Source organism: Pedobacter fastidiosus (assembly GCF_014306625.1).
GTDB lineage: Bacteria > Bacteroidota > Bacteroidia > Sphingobacteriales > Sphingobacteriaceae > Pedobacter > Pedobacter fastidiosus.
Genome location: NZ_JACRYL010000009.1, coordinates 123,833 through 138,521 on the forward strand (window position 1 = coordinate 123,833; position 14,689 = coordinate 138,521).

Consider the following 14,689-nt stretch of genomic DNA (forward strand, 5'->3'; position numbering starts at 1 on the left):
ATAATGACGATAAACGAAGCGCAGGAAACAGTAGATCAGTGGATTAAAACAACTGGAATACGTTATTTTAACGAACTAACCAATACCGCCATTTTAATGGAAGAAGTTGGAGAAGTTGCCCGAATAATGGCTCGAAAATATGGGGAGCAATCTTTTAAAAAGAGCGATGAAGAAGTAAATTTAGCTGATGAAATGGCTGATGTAATGTTTGTGCTCATTTGCCTTGCCAATCAAACGGGGATTAACTTAACGGAAGCTTTCGAGAAAAATTTGATTAAGAAAAGTATCCGTGATGCAGATAGGCATAAGAATAATAAAAAGATAAACCCCTAAATCCCCTAAAGGGGACTTTGCCTTCTATCGTTCCTATGCTATTTTCTATTAGATATTTTCAGAAACAGATTTAAAATTTTTAATGTATATTGTAATATTTGTATTGGCTTGAGCCTTTCAAAAGTACCATCCAAGGATTACACAAATTCCATTAAAGTACGATAAGCAACAAAGCGATTTTTAAATTTTTCATTTAAATCTTCCTGCAGCGCTGGTGCATAAACTTCTTGGTATTGATTGTAATTGTCCAAACTCTCGGCTACATATTGTGCACAATAAGTAACGCCTTCATTCGGCGAGTCAATAACTTTTAATAATCTACTGGAAACGAACATACCTGTAGCCATTACTTCAGGAATGTGAATTTCTTGCATCCATTGCAACCACTCTTCAGCTGCAGAATCATCTAATATTAAGGTTACGTTGTATAAAAGCATGTGGCAAAGATAAATAATTAAGCTTTAAGGTTTAGTGTAGAAAGACTTAGTTTAAATGGTCAAATGTCAAAATTTCCAAATCAAATTTAATTTTTTAACTTATCGGTTGGTGTCTCACCGACCGAAAGATCTATAGAATGATCATTTTATCCGAAGCTAAATTTAAATGGTTAGGTTATTTGAGCTTTGACAACTCTCCTTCCAAAGCGCTATTAGAGTTGTCAAAACTGCCTAAACGCCATCGCCTCTTAAATTCCTAAATCTTTTTCTGGCTTCGGCGGTAAACATACTGCCTGGGTAATCGGTAATCAATTTTTGAAAATAGATTTTAGCTTGGGCAATATCATTAAGTTTTTTCTCATATAAATCGGCTAAGGTAAATAAGGCATCATCAGTCCAAATTCCTTCCTTAAAATCTTCAGTTACCTTTTTAAGTATTTCCGAAGCCTTTTGGTACTCGCCAGAGTTGATAAATATTTTTGCCTTACTCATCATAATCGCATCAGTAAGGCTGTTTTGAGGATATGCAATTGCGATGCTATCCATTTTTTTAACGGCTTGAACTGGAAGGTTTCTGAATAATAACATCTCCGCATCTGCATACATTTTTAAGGCATTGCTATCTGCTGGTGTTTGAATGTTATCGGTAATCAACAAGCTTAAATTTAGCGCATCGTTAGCTATCAATTGAGAAGTGGCAGCTTTTAATACCAAGCACTGTCCATTGCTATATTCAAAATTACCTTGATAAAATGAAAGCTTGGCACTTCTAAAACGAGCTTCGTTTCCTATTGCTTGTCCTTCAAATTGTTTACTCACTTGTTCGTAAACCAAAAAGGCTTCCCAAGGCTGGTTTGTTAAAATATAAACATCGCCTAAATCTAACTTCAGCTGACCAATATCTTGTGGATTTACACCGGGAATTTGCAAGGCTTCCTCTAATCCTTTTTCTGCTTTTGCAGGTTGGTTTAAATAGTAAGCCTGTAATGTTGCCAGCTTTTTAATGGCGAATAAAGTGTTCCTGTTTTTGCCATTCTCATCTATCAATACCTGATAATCTTTCGCCAGTAAATCCAAATCAGCGGTGTTGTATTTACCTTTAGTTTGTAGGGCATACTTTGTATTAAGCGATTCTATTTTTGAGGGCAAATAATATTGGTTTTCCTTTCCTTTGGTCTGTAAATAATCGTAAGCTTTAATCGCTGTTTCGTAAGCGCCATTATCAACAAAAGTATAAATAGCATTAAAAAGTGTTCCGCCATCTGCTTTAGTGCGTTTATCGAAAGCAATTAACTGGCGTAAAGCCATATCATATTCCTGCTGTTGAATGTAGTTCCAAGTTAAAAGCTGAACGTAAATTTCTGCATCGGGCTGTTTTTGCATTTTCTTTAAAATGCCTGCCTGAAAAGTTTGATAATCGTTTTTATCTTCAAAAATATTCGATAGAACAGATTCAGCCTGGGGCAAAATTTGTGGCATAGAATCTAGTACGTCTAAATACTCTTGCATCAGCATTGGTTTATCTTTTTTAAAACGATAAATATTCAGCAATTCAAAAGCAAAAAGCTGGTTGTTATCCAAAAGTTTTCTGCCTTGCTTAAAAGTTTGAACCGCTAGATCATAATTCTCGAAACGATAAAAGCTATTGGCCAACATCCTGATTTTAAATTCGTCTTTCGGAAGTTTGCTGATTACATCATTAAAAATTTTGGTAGCATTTTGAACATCGCCTTTTTCTTGATAGAGCTTACCTAAAGCAATTGGATAAACTTCACTTTGTGGGGTCTGCCTCATTTGCTTTTTAATCATTTTTTCTGCAACATCATACTTTTTCAACTTTAATAAAGAATTGAAATATAGATCGAAATAGCCCTCATTGGCAGGGTTTGCAAAAAGTTTTTCTAAAAGAACCGAAGCTTTTTCATAATCTCCATCTTGATAATATTGAACGGCAAGTGCGCCGTCATCATTCCCGATTTGTTGATTCGGGCGGAAAATCTGCGCATTCGCATCTAAGCAAAAAAGTAAAAAAATGAGGAAAATCAGACGCTTCATAATCCTAAATTAAAAGATTTAAATGTAACATTTTAATACAGTTTATGCTAAGGCACAAGTTTGTATAAAACGTATTTTAAATGTTACCTGTATTTTATTTTGTCTATATATTTTAAATCCTAAATTGAACCACAACTTATATGAATAAGTAACATTGTTGGTGTATATCGTGGTAAAGCAGTTGGGATACTTATTTTTGTCATCCCGTGAGGAAATTATTTATGTTTAAAAGAATTATCGTGTTGGTATTGGTTGCTTTAATTTGTGCTTGTAAAGGCAACAAAGAGGGTAAAACTATACCCGTTGATGATTTTTTTAAAACACAGGATAAAGCTTATTATCGCATTTCTCCTGATGGAAAGTCTCTTTCTTATCTTAAACTTCAAGATAAAAAACTCGATTTATTTGTCGAAGATCTGTCCTCTGGAAACAATGTTCAACTTACACATTTGACCGAAAAAAGTATTAGTTTTTACTTTTGGACGAGCAATAACGAATTGGTTTATTATACTGAAGATGAATCGAAAGAGCGGAAATCTGATTTGTTTGTAATTAATAAAGACGGAACTAAGCAAGTTCAATTAAGTTCGAACGAGAAAACCCGAGTCCGTGTAATTGAAGATCAATTAATAGATGATAAATATATTATTGTAGCATCGAATAAGCGAGATTCTACCGTTTTTGATGTTTACCGATTAAATGTTCGGAACGGCAAAATGGATATTGCGGCCAAAAATCCCGGTAACGTTACCGAATGGATGACGGACAATAAGGGCGTTTTAAAAATTGCGGTAACGAGTGATGGCGTAAATGAAACGCTGATGTATCGCGAAAATGAAAGTCAGCCGTTTAAGTCCGTAATTACCAATAATTTTGAAACAACTTTGCAACCAATTGCCTTTTCTGAAGCGCAGGCAAATGTTCTGTATGCAATTTCGAATGTAGATCGAGATAAGAATGCCTTAGTTGCGTTAGATTTAAAAACAGGGAAGGAAAAACAGGTTTTGTTCGGGAATGATACCTTAAATGTAGTTGATGCTAAATATTCTCGCACCAAAAGGAAAATGATTTTTGTAACCTGCGAAACTTGGAAGAAAGAAAAATTCTATTTAGATGATAGCACAAGGGTAACTTATACAAAAATTGATCAACTTCTTCCGGGGAGCGAGTGGCGAATTATGGATAAGGATAAAGCTGATAATGTTTTTATTGTGAGAACTTTTACAGATAAAAATCCAGGCTCTTATTATTTGTATGTAGCGAAAGAAAATAAGCTTAAAAAATTAACGGATATCAATTCATCTATCAAAGAAGAGGAGATGAGTGAGATGAAGCCGATTAGTTATAAAAGTGCTGATGGCTTAACCATTAACGGCTATTTAACCTTGCCAAAAAACAAGAAAGCCACAAATTTGCCCATTGTTGTAGTGCCCCATAATGGCCCAGGTTTAAGAAATACTTGGGGTTATAATGCCGATGTTCAATTTTTGGCCAATAGGGGATATGCGGTTTTACAAGTTAATTACCGTGGCTCTACAGGTTATGGGAAAGCATTTTACGCAGCGGGTTTTAAACAATGGAGCGATAAAATACAGGAAGATGTTAACGACGGTGTTAAATGGCTAATTGCTAAGAAAATTGCTAATCCGAAAAAGGTGGCCATTTATGGTACAGGTTTTGGCGGTTACATTGCATTGAATTGTTTGTATAAAAATCCCGATATTTATAGTTGTGGTGGTTCAAATTCTGGCGTAATTAATCTATTTAGTTACCTTAAAACGATTCCTCCATTCTTAAAATCGAATTTACAAATGTATTATGAGCTTGTAGGCAATCCCATTACAGATACCGATTACATGCGTTTCGCCTCTCCTGTTTTTCATGCAGATAGATTTAAATCGCCAGTATTTATTGCGCAAAATCCTAAAGACCCACGTGTAAATGTAGCCGAAGGTGTTCAGTTTATTAAGGAGCTTAAAAAACGAAATGTACCCGTTACATATATTGAAAAAGAAGAAGGCCCAAATCCGGTTATGCGCCAACAAGGAAGAACGGCGCTTTATAAAGCACTCGAAGAATTTTTACAACAAAACCTAAGCAAAAAATAGGTTATGGCCTTAGATAAGAAAAGTGGTTATCGTAAAAACTTCTCGCTCGGCGTAATTTTCATTTCCCTAATTTCGATTCTCTTTATTCTCTCTTTATTTCTTGCTTTCAACTTCAGCAAAAAATCTATAGAAAACGAATTTGTATCAGAAAAGGTAAATGTTTTAGAGCAGAGCATTAAGCCATATAACGATTTCTTTCAGAATAAAATGCCTGAGATTTCTTACTATAATGGGTTCCTTGATTCTGCTACCGCATCAAAATTTGTAGATACTGTTATTCTCAAATATCCTTTTGTTTCAAAAGTAACTTTTTACGACTCCGAAGTTAAAAACACTCCTGTTAGGGATGGAATCAATGTAGGTCATTTTTCTATAGGACCAAAATCGATCTTCCAGTTTGGAAAATTAGTAAAGCCCGATTCCGTGAAATTGTTTTCAGACTATGGTCCGAGTTCTTTTAGAGTTGATGATGATTTTAACAGTATGGCACTAAAGTTAGTTCGCTTTCTCGATCAACTTGATACAACGACAGTACCAACACAGGAGGAATTATTTACAAATTTTTCAGTTGTACTTTCTAATAAAATAACTTACCTAAATATTCCTCGTCGCGAGGATCTGAAAATTTATAAAGAGATGTTGCAAAGAAATTTGGAACCAGGTCTGATATATCAACAAGACATGCTTGTTTTTCTGCTTGATCCAAATAAAATCAAAGTTATCAATACAAGACCATTATTATATCAAAGCATACGGGTAGAGCCTTTAACTTACGACCCTATTGATACTTCTGATGAAAATATGTCGACTGAAATTGCACTTCCCGGTGCTTTTTCTGATTTTAAGTTGTATTTCATCTCTTCGAAATCTTACATCAAAAAGGAGATTTTTATTTACTTTATGCCAATTGCTTTGGTTCTTTTGCTGGTTTATGGCGTACTCTTGTTGGTTGCCTTTTTAATTTATCGTAACTTGAACATCAACAGCAAAATGTTTAAGCTTCAGTACGATTTTGTAAATAACCTAACGCATGAGTTTAAAACGCCCGTAAGTGTAATTAAAATAGCCGGGAACAACATTAAAAGTGCAACCTCGCTGAGCCAAAAAGAACAACAGCTCTATGGTAAGATTTTGGATGAAGAAGCCGATAAATTAAATGGCTTAATGAACAAGTTGCTTGCCTTTACGCAAATAGAAAATAAGGCCATTAAGTTAAACCAAGAGGAAGTTAATATTGTTGATTTTATAGAAAGTACAATAGAATCGCATACCTTAAAGCATCCAGATTTTAACATGACTTATGAAGTTGTTGGTTTTAAAACGTTTATAACGGATCCAGTTTTATTGGGAAGTTTGTTTGATAACTTGGCAGAGAATGCTTACAAATATTCTAAGCCAGCCAATAAGAAGTTGCACATGAGCGCAAAGCTAATTAAGGGCGTTTTGGTTTTTCGTTTTGCAGATAAAGGAATTGGTATAGCATCTAGCGAATTAAATAATATCTTTAAAAAGTTTTTCAGAATTCAGAACGAATACAACCAAATGGGAAGCGTAGGCTTAGGTTTGGCATTCTGCAAAGAACTGGTTAACTTTATGGATGGCGAAATTACCGTAAAAAGTAAAGTGGGTGTAGGAACAGAGTTTAAAATTGTACTCCCATATAATAGTTAAATGTTTAAAATTGGATGTTGAAATTTTGCTCTATAAGCCAAAGTATTTCAACAAGATAATATTACAACCCTAATAACACACAAATGTCTAAAGAAGTAAAAATATTAATTGTAGAGGATGATGAAAACCTACGTTTTTTAGTAGCGCATCGTTTAAAAACCGAAGGTTATAATGTACTTGAGGCAAATGATGGCGATGCAGGTGAAAGAATGATTCTTGCCGATCAGCCAGATATTGTGCTTCTAGATTGGATGTTGCCAGGCAAACAAGGCTCAGAAGTTTGTGAAAGCGTTCGCAAGCAGGGTTTCGAAAACTTGGTCATTATGATGACTGCAAAAGCACAGGATGTAGATAAAATTGATGCCTATAACTTCGGTGCCTCAGATTACATTACCAAACCATTTAATATGGATGTTTTGGTAGCGATGTTGGAGAGTAAAGTTAAATTTATTGTAAATAAAGATACTGCCGAAATTCACCGTTTTGGAAATATGGAACATCATCCAAACATCCATACATTATTTAGAGAAGGAAAGAAAATCGAATTAACGATACTGGAAAATCGCATTTTGCTTTATTTCTTGCGCAACCCTGGTAAAGTAATTAATCGCGATGAATTGATGCTTGTAGTTTGGGGTTATAACTCTGATGTAAATACAAGAACACTTGATATGCACATTGTACGTTTGCGTAAGAAGATAGAATTGAATCCTGATAACCCGCAACTATTACAAACCGTTCGTGGGGTTGGTTATCGTTTTAATGCGGGGTAAAAGCCTCTCCTTTTAAAGTAATTAGTAAAACCTGGTTTTGGTTCCGCCCTCTCCAAAAGAGAGGGTTTTTACGGACAGCGAATAAAACCTAAATATAAAAAAGTTAAGATTTATTGCGGCTGCATTAAACTTTAAGTGGAGTGCAGTTGCTTTGTTTCCCTTTCCTTTGGAAAGGGCTTACTAATTTAGCCTAAGTAATATCTTTAAAAGGGATAGGCTTTTAAGCCCTCTTCAGCGTAAATATCGTAATCTCAGGTAATATCCCAACTCTTCCCGGATAACCCAAGAAACCGTAGCCAACGTTTACATAAAGCTGTTGTTTTTGCTCTTGATATAGGCCGGCCCATTCTTTGTAAATGTATTGAACAGGGCTCCATTGATATTCTTTTAAACGAACACCAAATTGCATACCATGGGTATGACCGCTAAACATCGCATCTATTTGAGGGTATTTTTGTAAAACTTCGCCACGCCAATGCGAAGGATCATGACTGAGCAACAATTTAACTGGCAAATCATCAGTGTTTTGAACAGCCAATTCCATTTTTCCATATTTAGGAAAACGGCCCATTCCCCAGTTTTCAATTCCTAAAATTCCAATTTCTTCACCATCAACTTTCAGTCGTCGGTTTTGATTCATTAATAAATCGTAACCCATCACTTTATGTACATCGATAATATCTTGAAGGTTTTTCACCTTAGCAGGTGATGATTCCTTTCCGAAGTAATAATCGCCATAATCGTGATTCCCTAGCGTAGAATAAACCCCAAGCGGCGCCTTTACTTTCGCGAAAATATCTTGATAATCCCTTACTTCATTGGTTAGGTTGTTTACTAAATCGCCAGTGAAGAATATGAAATCCGGTTTTTCTGCAAGGAGCATATCAACACCACCTTTTACTGCTGTTTTATTGTAAAAACTACCAGAGTGGATATCCGAAATCTGCCCCATGGTAATGCCGTCAAAAGCTTTTGGTAAGTTTGGGAGAATAAGATTTACCCTTCTAACTTGATAATCGTAAGCGCCAGAAATAATGCCCCAACTTAGTGATGTTAACGGAACGGCTGCTGCAACTAAACCTGCCTTAACCAAAAATTCTGAACGGGAAATTGGATCATTTGTGTTGATTGGTTCAGCAGTTTTTGAGCCATCTTCTACAACAATTTCCTTCTTATTTCTGAATAGTTTTATAAAAAGTCTACGCAAATCATCCAAAATTAAAAACGGCAACATAGCCAATTTGCATGCAACTGTTAAAAAGAAGGCCACTAAAATAATCGCTCTTAAAGTGAGGAAAAGATTCAAATAGATCCCTGCAAAAACGCCAATGATGAGCAAAATGCTGTACGCCCAATATAAAATTCCAAAGATTCTTTTTGTAGTGGGTTTCCATTTTTTGAAAACAGAAACAATTGCTTTGAAGCAGTAAACATCAAAAGCAATTATGAAAAGGCAGGCAACTATGATTAAAGGTAATCTTCCCATTTAAAAATTTGTGATAAATAAAAAAGCTTTAAATACCTCTTTCAAAGGAAAGAGAGCATTCAAAGCTAAACAAATTGTGTTATTTAATTATTACCTAAAATCGTCTTCATCCTCTTCCTCATCAAATTCGGCATTAAATAAACTGCCAAACATATCTGAAAAACCGAAGCCTCCATTTAAGAAATTCTTACTCAATTGAGAATATTCTGCTAAACCATGCAATACAAATTCCATTAGAAGTAAAGTCTGGTTTTCGCTTAGCTTCGGATGGAATTTCTTAACCGTATCATATAAACTTGGTACTAACATTAATGCTTTTTTGTATTGAGCATTTGTTAAAGTATCGGTTACATCTAAGTTATTTCCTTCGGTAAACCATTCGGTTATTTCGGTGTAAGGATTAGCCGTTTTGCTTTTCTTTGCCTTCTCTGGATCAGGAAAATAACGTGCAAATAAAGTTTTTACAGCTTTACCAATTAGAGTTGTTGCAACATGCGCTGGTCCTTCCAATTCACCTTCGTAAACCAATTCTATTTTACCCGTTATGGCTGGGATAATTCCAGCTAAATCGGCTAAGCGAACAGCAGTGTTTTTCTCTCCGGAAATTAACATTCTACGCTCAGCTGTGCTGATTAGATTCTCATAAGCTGAGATGGTTAACCTTGCCGAAACACCTGATTTTTGATCAATATATTCGCTTTTACGTGCCTCAAAAGCAATCTGCTCAATCAAATCTTTCAACAAACCATCCGCTTCGATATTAGCTTTTTGCTCTTCAGTAAGTTTTGCTTCCTGAAAAGTAATTTTTCTCGAAATCTCGATGCTTTTTGGATAATGCGTTAAAATCTGACTTTCAATTCTATCTTTCAGTGGCGTTACAATACTTCCACGATTGGTATAATCTTCAGGATTTGCTGTAAAAACGAACTGAATATCTAAAGGTAAACGCAATTTAAAACCACGGATTTGGATATCTTTTTCTTGAAGCATATTAAACAACGCCACCTGAATCCTCGCTTGTAAATCTGGCAGTTCGTTAATAACAAAAATGCTCCTGTGCGCTCTTGGAATTAATCCAAAATGAATTACACGTTCATCGTTATAGGTCAACTTTAATGTGGCTGCTTTAATCGGATCAACATCACCAATTAAATCGGCAACGGTAACATCGGGCGTAGCCAATTTTTCTGTATAACGCTCGCTGCGGTGCATCCAGGCAATTTCAGTAGCATCACCTTTGGTAGCAATTTCATTCCTAGCAAACCAAGAAATCGGATTTAATGGATCATCAAAAATCTCACTTCCGGCAACGTACGGAACATACTCGTCTAATAAGTTAACCATTAAGCGGGCAATTCTGGTTTTAGCTTGGCCGCGTAAACCCAAAAGTAAAATGTTGTGGCGAGATAGAATTGCAGTCTGCAACTCTGGAATTACGGTTTCATCGTAACCAATAATACCTTCAAACTCCGCCTTATTACCTTTAAGTTGCTTAATCAGATTTTCTCTAAGCTCTTCTTTAACGCTTCTTGATTTATAATTTGTTGCCTTTAATTGGCCTAAAGTTGTGTTTTGCATATATAGAATTTATTCTATTTGTTACTTGCTTTTTAGTTTTTTCATGAACTCACCAATAGCCGGCTGTAGTTCTTGAAAAAGTTCGTTGTCTCTATTTTTTAATATTACTTCGGTAAACATTTTTAAGCCGATGGCAAACTCTGTACTTTGATTTTCATCCTCGAATATATTTTTACTTTTAATGGCCGTAATAATATTGAAGATGTTATCGTGATTATCAAACTCTATCGTTAATGTTTTACCAGTAACATCATCTTCCTTTGCTAAAGCTAATTCTTCTAATGTTAACTTATATTTATTTGTGCGCTTTGCCATCCTTAATTTATTGAATTAATAGCAAATCCCCAGCTCGATGTTGGATTAGCAATTGCGCTATATCTTCCAACTTCAGACTAAAGACCTCCGACTATTTCACCGTTTTTCTTCTATTTTTAATGTAATCCTCAAAAATGTATTCGCCTAATCCATTTAAAGAGCTGTAGAATGCTCTACCTCCATTTATTTCAGTAAACTGGCGAACAAATTGTTGCAGATAAGGATCTTTGGCAATCATAAACGTAGTAATTGGAATTTTCATCCGTTTACACTGAGCAGCCATATTTAAGGTTTTATTAATTACCTTTCTATCCAAGCCCATGCTGTTTTTATAATACTTGCCATTTTCTTTAAGGCAGGTTGGTTTCCCATCGGTAATCATAAAAATTTGCTTGTTGTGGGTTTTACGGCGGCGAAGTAAATCGGCCGCAAGTTCTAAACCAGCATAAGTATTGGTATGATAAGGGCCAACTTGTAAATAAGGTAAATCTTTAACAGTAATCGGCCAGGCATCATTTCCAAAAACAACAATATCTAGCGTATCTTTCGGGTATTTTGTCTTAATTAATTCGGCTAAAGCCATGGCTACTTTTTTGGCAGGCGTAATTCTATCCTCGCCGTATAAAATCATCGAGTGCGAAATATCAATCATCAGTACCGTAGAAGTTAACGTTTTGAAATCCTTTTCCTCAACCTCTAAATCTCTGTCAGTTAGTGTGAAATCGCCAATGCCGTGGTTAATCTGCGCATTTTGGATGGAGGCAGTCATGTCGATTTGATCTAAACTATCTCCAAAACTATATTCGCGTCTATCCGCATTTTTCTCTTCACCAATACCAGATTGATTGCTGTTATGGTTTCCTTTTCCGGCTTTTTTTAGCTTTCCGAAAATTTCTTCAAGCGCCGATTTACGAATTGTTTGCTCCGTTTTGGCTGTAATTTTAAACTCTCCAGATTTATTGTCTTCGGTCAGGTAACCTTTATCTTTCAAATCATCTATGAAATTCCCGATGCCGTAATCATTATTTGTAAGCTTGTATTGTTTGTCGAGCTCGTTCAGCCAGCTCAAAGCCTCAGCTGCATCACCCGAAGTATAATTCAGCAACTCGCTAAATAATTTCAGCAACTCATCGAACCCACCCTTTGGCTTGTCGCCGGGCTTATAATCAGAAAAACGAAAACCTCTCATGTGCTTGTATTAACGAATTATCGAAGATAAAAGTTTCGATTTGGATTAATTTAAGCGGGATGTCATATTTGGGAGGAAAGCTGAAAACCAAAGTGAAATTGCAACTGAAAACATCCACCTGAAAACTGATTTGGGCGTTCCCCAAGCTACGTAAGGGTCGGGCTTTTCAGGGCTTCGCTTCGCTGCGGTACCGATAAAAAATCGGTATTGAACCCTTATAATCCCTAACGCAAAACCCAGCGTAATAATAAGGATGCCTATTACGGTCGTCATTGCGAGGCACGAAGCAATCTTAATGCTTTGGGTAAATATGGATAGTTGTAAGATTGCTTCGTCGACTGAAAAAGCCTTCTCGCAATGACGATGAGCTTAATTTTTCGTGTCAATTCGTGTTTCCGTGTCAAAAACTACCCCAGCGCCATGTGGTAAATTTTCTTATTGTATTCAGGGTTTGCACCTACTTGAGATGCCACAAAAGCTCCAACCTTACAAGCGTTATCCAAAATAGTTTCCATAGGATAGCCCTGTAGGTAACAAGCAATAAACGTAGCTAGGAAAGCATCGCCAGCCCCAACTGTATCCGCTACCTGAACTTTATAGCCCGTGTGCTTAAACAATTTACCATCTTTTAAAACACAGGCACCTTTATCGCCAAGCGTTAAGCAAATAATTTCGATGTTGAATTGAGACGATAGCTGTTTTAAAATTTGTTCATCAGTATTACCAGTTAAGCCAAAAGTATCACGAACCCAAACAATTTCATCTTCGTTAATTTTTAAAATATTGGCCTTTTTTAAAAGTTGATCAATTAAATCCTTTTCAAAAAAAGGAGCACGAAGATTAATGTCAAAGATTTTGGTTTTCGCGTTTTCTATGAATTCTAAAATTGTTTTTTTAGATCTTTCATCACGAAAAGTTAAACTACAATAAACTAAAGCATCAGCTTGTTTTATCGCTTCAATATTTTGATTCGTAATTTTAATATCATCCCAGGCGACAGGTTGTTTAATGGTATATGTGGCTTGATGATTTTCATCCAGCTGAACTACAACCGTACTCGTTGGCAACTCGGTATTTACTTGAATTAAATTAGTAGAGAATTGGCTTGCTTCAAGAAAATTCAACAATTCTTTTCCGTTTTCATCATCGCCAACGGCACTAATAAAATTGCTATCTACGCTTTGTTTATGAAGATTTAAGGCAACATTCATACTCGAACCGCCTGCTTTTTTACCTTCTGGGAAGACATCCCAAAGTATTTCGCCTATCGTAATAACTTTATTTTGCATGGAGTAATTTTGGAAGTGTAAAGAAACAATTTTTACCGACGTAAAGAAATAAATGTTTTAATATCTTTATTCATCACTAATACAGTTACCCAAATGAGAAAAATTTTAATAACCCTATTATGTTTTATTGCCATAAACTCTTTTGCTCAATCCTCGAAAGATAAACAAGCAATACTCGACGTGCTTGAAAAACAAAGACAGGAATGGAATAAGGGCGATGTTGAGGCATACATGCAAGGTTACGCCAAAAGCGATAGTTTACTTTTTGTAGGTAAGAGTGGGCCAACATACGGTTGGCAAAAAACTTTAGATAATTATAAACGGGGTTATCCTGATAAATCGGCTATGGGCTTTTTAACTTTTGGGATTAAAAAGGTAGATTTTCTAACTAAGGATGTAGCCTTTGTTTTGGGCAGTTGGAATGTGAGGCGAGAAAAGGATGAACTCAAAGGATTTTTTACTTTACTCTTGAAGAAAATTAATGGCCAATGGAAAGTTGTTGTTGATCATTCGAGTTAAGGTAAATGTAAGTTGGAAGATGATATATTAAGTTCTGTTTGTTAGTCTGAGCCTGTCGAAGACCCATCTTTTTTCGACAGGCTCAAAATGATATTAAGAAAGAAGCTATTCCCCCAACTTAAAATCTTTATAATAATAATCTTTGTCTTCATCTGTAATTGGGCGGATTACTCGACAAGGGTTTCCGGCAGCAAAAACATGGTCTGGAACATCTCGCGTAACCACACTTCCTGAACCAATAACTACATTCGATCCAATCTTTACACCTGGGTTTATAACCACATTCCCGCCGATCCAAACACTGTTGCCAATCGTAATTTCTTGTGCCCATTCATGTTCTTGATCACGGAGATGTGCATGGATGGGATGCCCAGCCGTGTAAATAGCTACATTTGGCGCAATGAAAACATTGTTGCCAATGCTCACTTTAGCACAATCTAAAATAACTAGGTTGAAGTTTGCGTAAAAATTATCGCCAATTTCAATGTTATAGCCATAATCGCATCGAAATGGTGGTTCTAGATAAAACATCTTTTCCGTTTTGCCAAACAATTTTTTTAATAACTCCTTGCGTTGTTTAATAAATTTTGGAGCCAGATTGTTAAATTCAAAAATAACTTCACGGGCTTTTAACCTTTCTTTTGATAATTCTGCATCGCCAGCTTGGTAAGCTTTGCCCTTAAGCATTTTTTGTTTTTCGGTAAGTATATTGTTTTCCATCTCTGTTTTACTTTTTGCGAATGTAGATAAGATTATGCACTTCCCCTTCTGTCATTCTGAACATAGTGAAAAATCTATAAGCTAATTATTGCAGGCCAAGCATAAAACCTCAAGCTTGAGGATAGAGCCAAAGGGGATTGCTATTTAACTTCTTGCTTCGCAATAACGACAATTCAATATAAAAGAACATTTAATAACGGCTGTTAAAAAAAGCGG

Annotated in this window: 13 protein-coding genes; 5 read left to right on the forward strand and 8 right to left on the reverse strand. The window is 35.7% G+C overall.

The annotated features are described in order from the left end of the window. Window positions 1-3: 3 nt before the first annotated feature. Complete coding sequence (locus tag H7U22_RS11700; RefSeq protein WP_187071540.1) at window positions 4-333, forward strand: nucleotide pyrophosphohydrolase; 330 nt, start codon at window positions 4-6, stop codon at window positions 331-333. A 137-nt stretch (window positions 334-470) separates the two neighbouring features. On the opposite strand, the gene H7U22_RS11705 is transcribed toward H7U22_RS11700, so the two are convergent. Further along, complete coding sequence (locus H7U22_RS11705; RefSeq protein ID WP_187071541.1) at window positions 471-770, reverse strand: DUF4286 family protein; 300 nt, start codon at window positions 768-770, stop codon at window positions 471-473. Window positions 771-1,001: 231 nt separating this feature from the next. Further along, window positions 1,002-2,825: a tetratricopeptide repeat protein gene (locus H7U22_RS11710; RefSeq protein ID WP_187071542.1), complete on the reverse strand. Its 1,824-nt coding sequence runs from the start codon at window positions 2,823-2,825 to the stop codon at window positions 1,002-1,004. 221 nt (window positions 2,826-3,046) lie between these two features. On the opposite strand from H7U22_RS11710, the gene H7U22_RS11715 reads away from it, so the two are divergent. From H7U22_RS11715 to H7U22_RS11725, 3 genes are all read left to right on the forward strand, one after another. After that, window positions 3,047-4,933: a S9 family peptidase gene (locus H7U22_RS11715; RefSeq protein ID WP_187071543.1), complete on the forward strand. Its 1,887-nt coding sequence runs from the start codon at window positions 3,047-3,049 to the stop codon at window positions 4,931-4,933. Window positions 4,934-4,936: 3 nt separating this feature from the next. Then, window positions 4,937-6,604, forward strand: a complete 1,668-nt coding sequence (locus H7U22_RS11720; protein WP_187071544.1) for a sensor histidine kinase — start codon at window positions 4,937-4,939, stop codon at window positions 6,602-6,604. An 83-nt stretch (window positions 6,605-6,687) separates the two neighbouring features. After that, complete coding sequence (locus H7U22_RS11725) at window positions 6,688-7,377, forward strand: response regulator transcription factor (RefSeq protein WP_187071545.1); 690 nt, start codon at window positions 6,688-6,690, stop codon at window positions 7,375-7,377. Window positions 7,378-7,597: 220 nt separating this feature from the next. Here H7U22_RS11725 and H7U22_RS11730 read toward each other — a convergent pair whose 3' ends face one another. The 5 genes from H7U22_RS11730 to H7U22_RS11755 all read right to left on the reverse strand — a co-directional run bounded on the left by H7U22_RS11730 (window position 7,598) and on the right by H7U22_RS11755 (window position 13,234). Beyond that, window positions 7,598-8,863, reverse strand: coding sequence for a metallophosphoesterase (locus H7U22_RS11730; protein ID WP_187071546.1), 1,266 nt, complete (start codon window positions 8,861-8,863; stop codon window positions 7,598-7,600). Between the two features lie 90 nt (window positions 8,864-8,953). Next, a complete protein-coding gene (locus tag H7U22_RS11735; protein ID WP_187071547.1) occupies window positions 8,954-10,441 on the reverse strand; it encodes a sigma 54-interacting transcriptional regulator in 1,488 nt (495 codons plus the stop codon). A gap of 21 nt (window positions 10,442-10,462) precedes the next feature. Then, window positions 10,463-10,756, reverse strand: a complete 294-nt coding sequence (locus H7U22_RS11740; RefSeq protein ID WP_187071548.1) for a DUF3861 domain-containing protein — start codon at window positions 10,754-10,756, stop codon at window positions 10,463-10,465. A gap of 91 nt (window positions 10,757-10,847) precedes the next feature. Continuing rightward, window positions 10,848-11,945, reverse strand: a complete 1,098-nt coding sequence (locus tag H7U22_RS11745; protein ID WP_187071549.1) for a vWA domain-containing protein — start codon at window positions 11,943-11,945, stop codon at window positions 10,848-10,850. Window positions 11,946-12,352: 407 nt separating this feature from the next. After that, the gene (locus H7U22_RS11755) at window positions 12,353-13,234 is read right to left on the reverse strand and encodes a carbohydrate kinase family protein (RefSeq protein WP_187071551.1); all 882 of its coding nucleotides are present in this window, start codon (window positions 13,232-13,234) and stop codon (window positions 12,353-12,355) included. A 93-nt stretch (window positions 13,235-13,327) separates the two neighbouring features. Between H7U22_RS11755 and H7U22_RS11760 the strand changes: the two genes are divergently transcribed. After that, window positions 13,328-13,753, forward strand: coding sequence for a YybH family protein (locus H7U22_RS11760; protein WP_187071552.1), 426 nt, complete (start codon window positions 13,328-13,330; stop codon window positions 13,751-13,753). Between the two features lie 105 nt (window positions 13,754-13,858). On the opposite strand, the gene H7U22_RS11765 is transcribed toward H7U22_RS11760, so the two are convergent. Beyond that, the gene (locus tag H7U22_RS11765) at window positions 13,859-14,473 is read right to left on the reverse strand and encodes a sugar O-acetyltransferase (protein ID WP_187071553.1); all 615 of its coding nucleotides are present in this window, start codon (window positions 14,471-14,473) and stop codon (window positions 13,859-13,861) included. Between the last annotated feature and the right edge of the window lie 216 nt (window positions 14,474-14,689).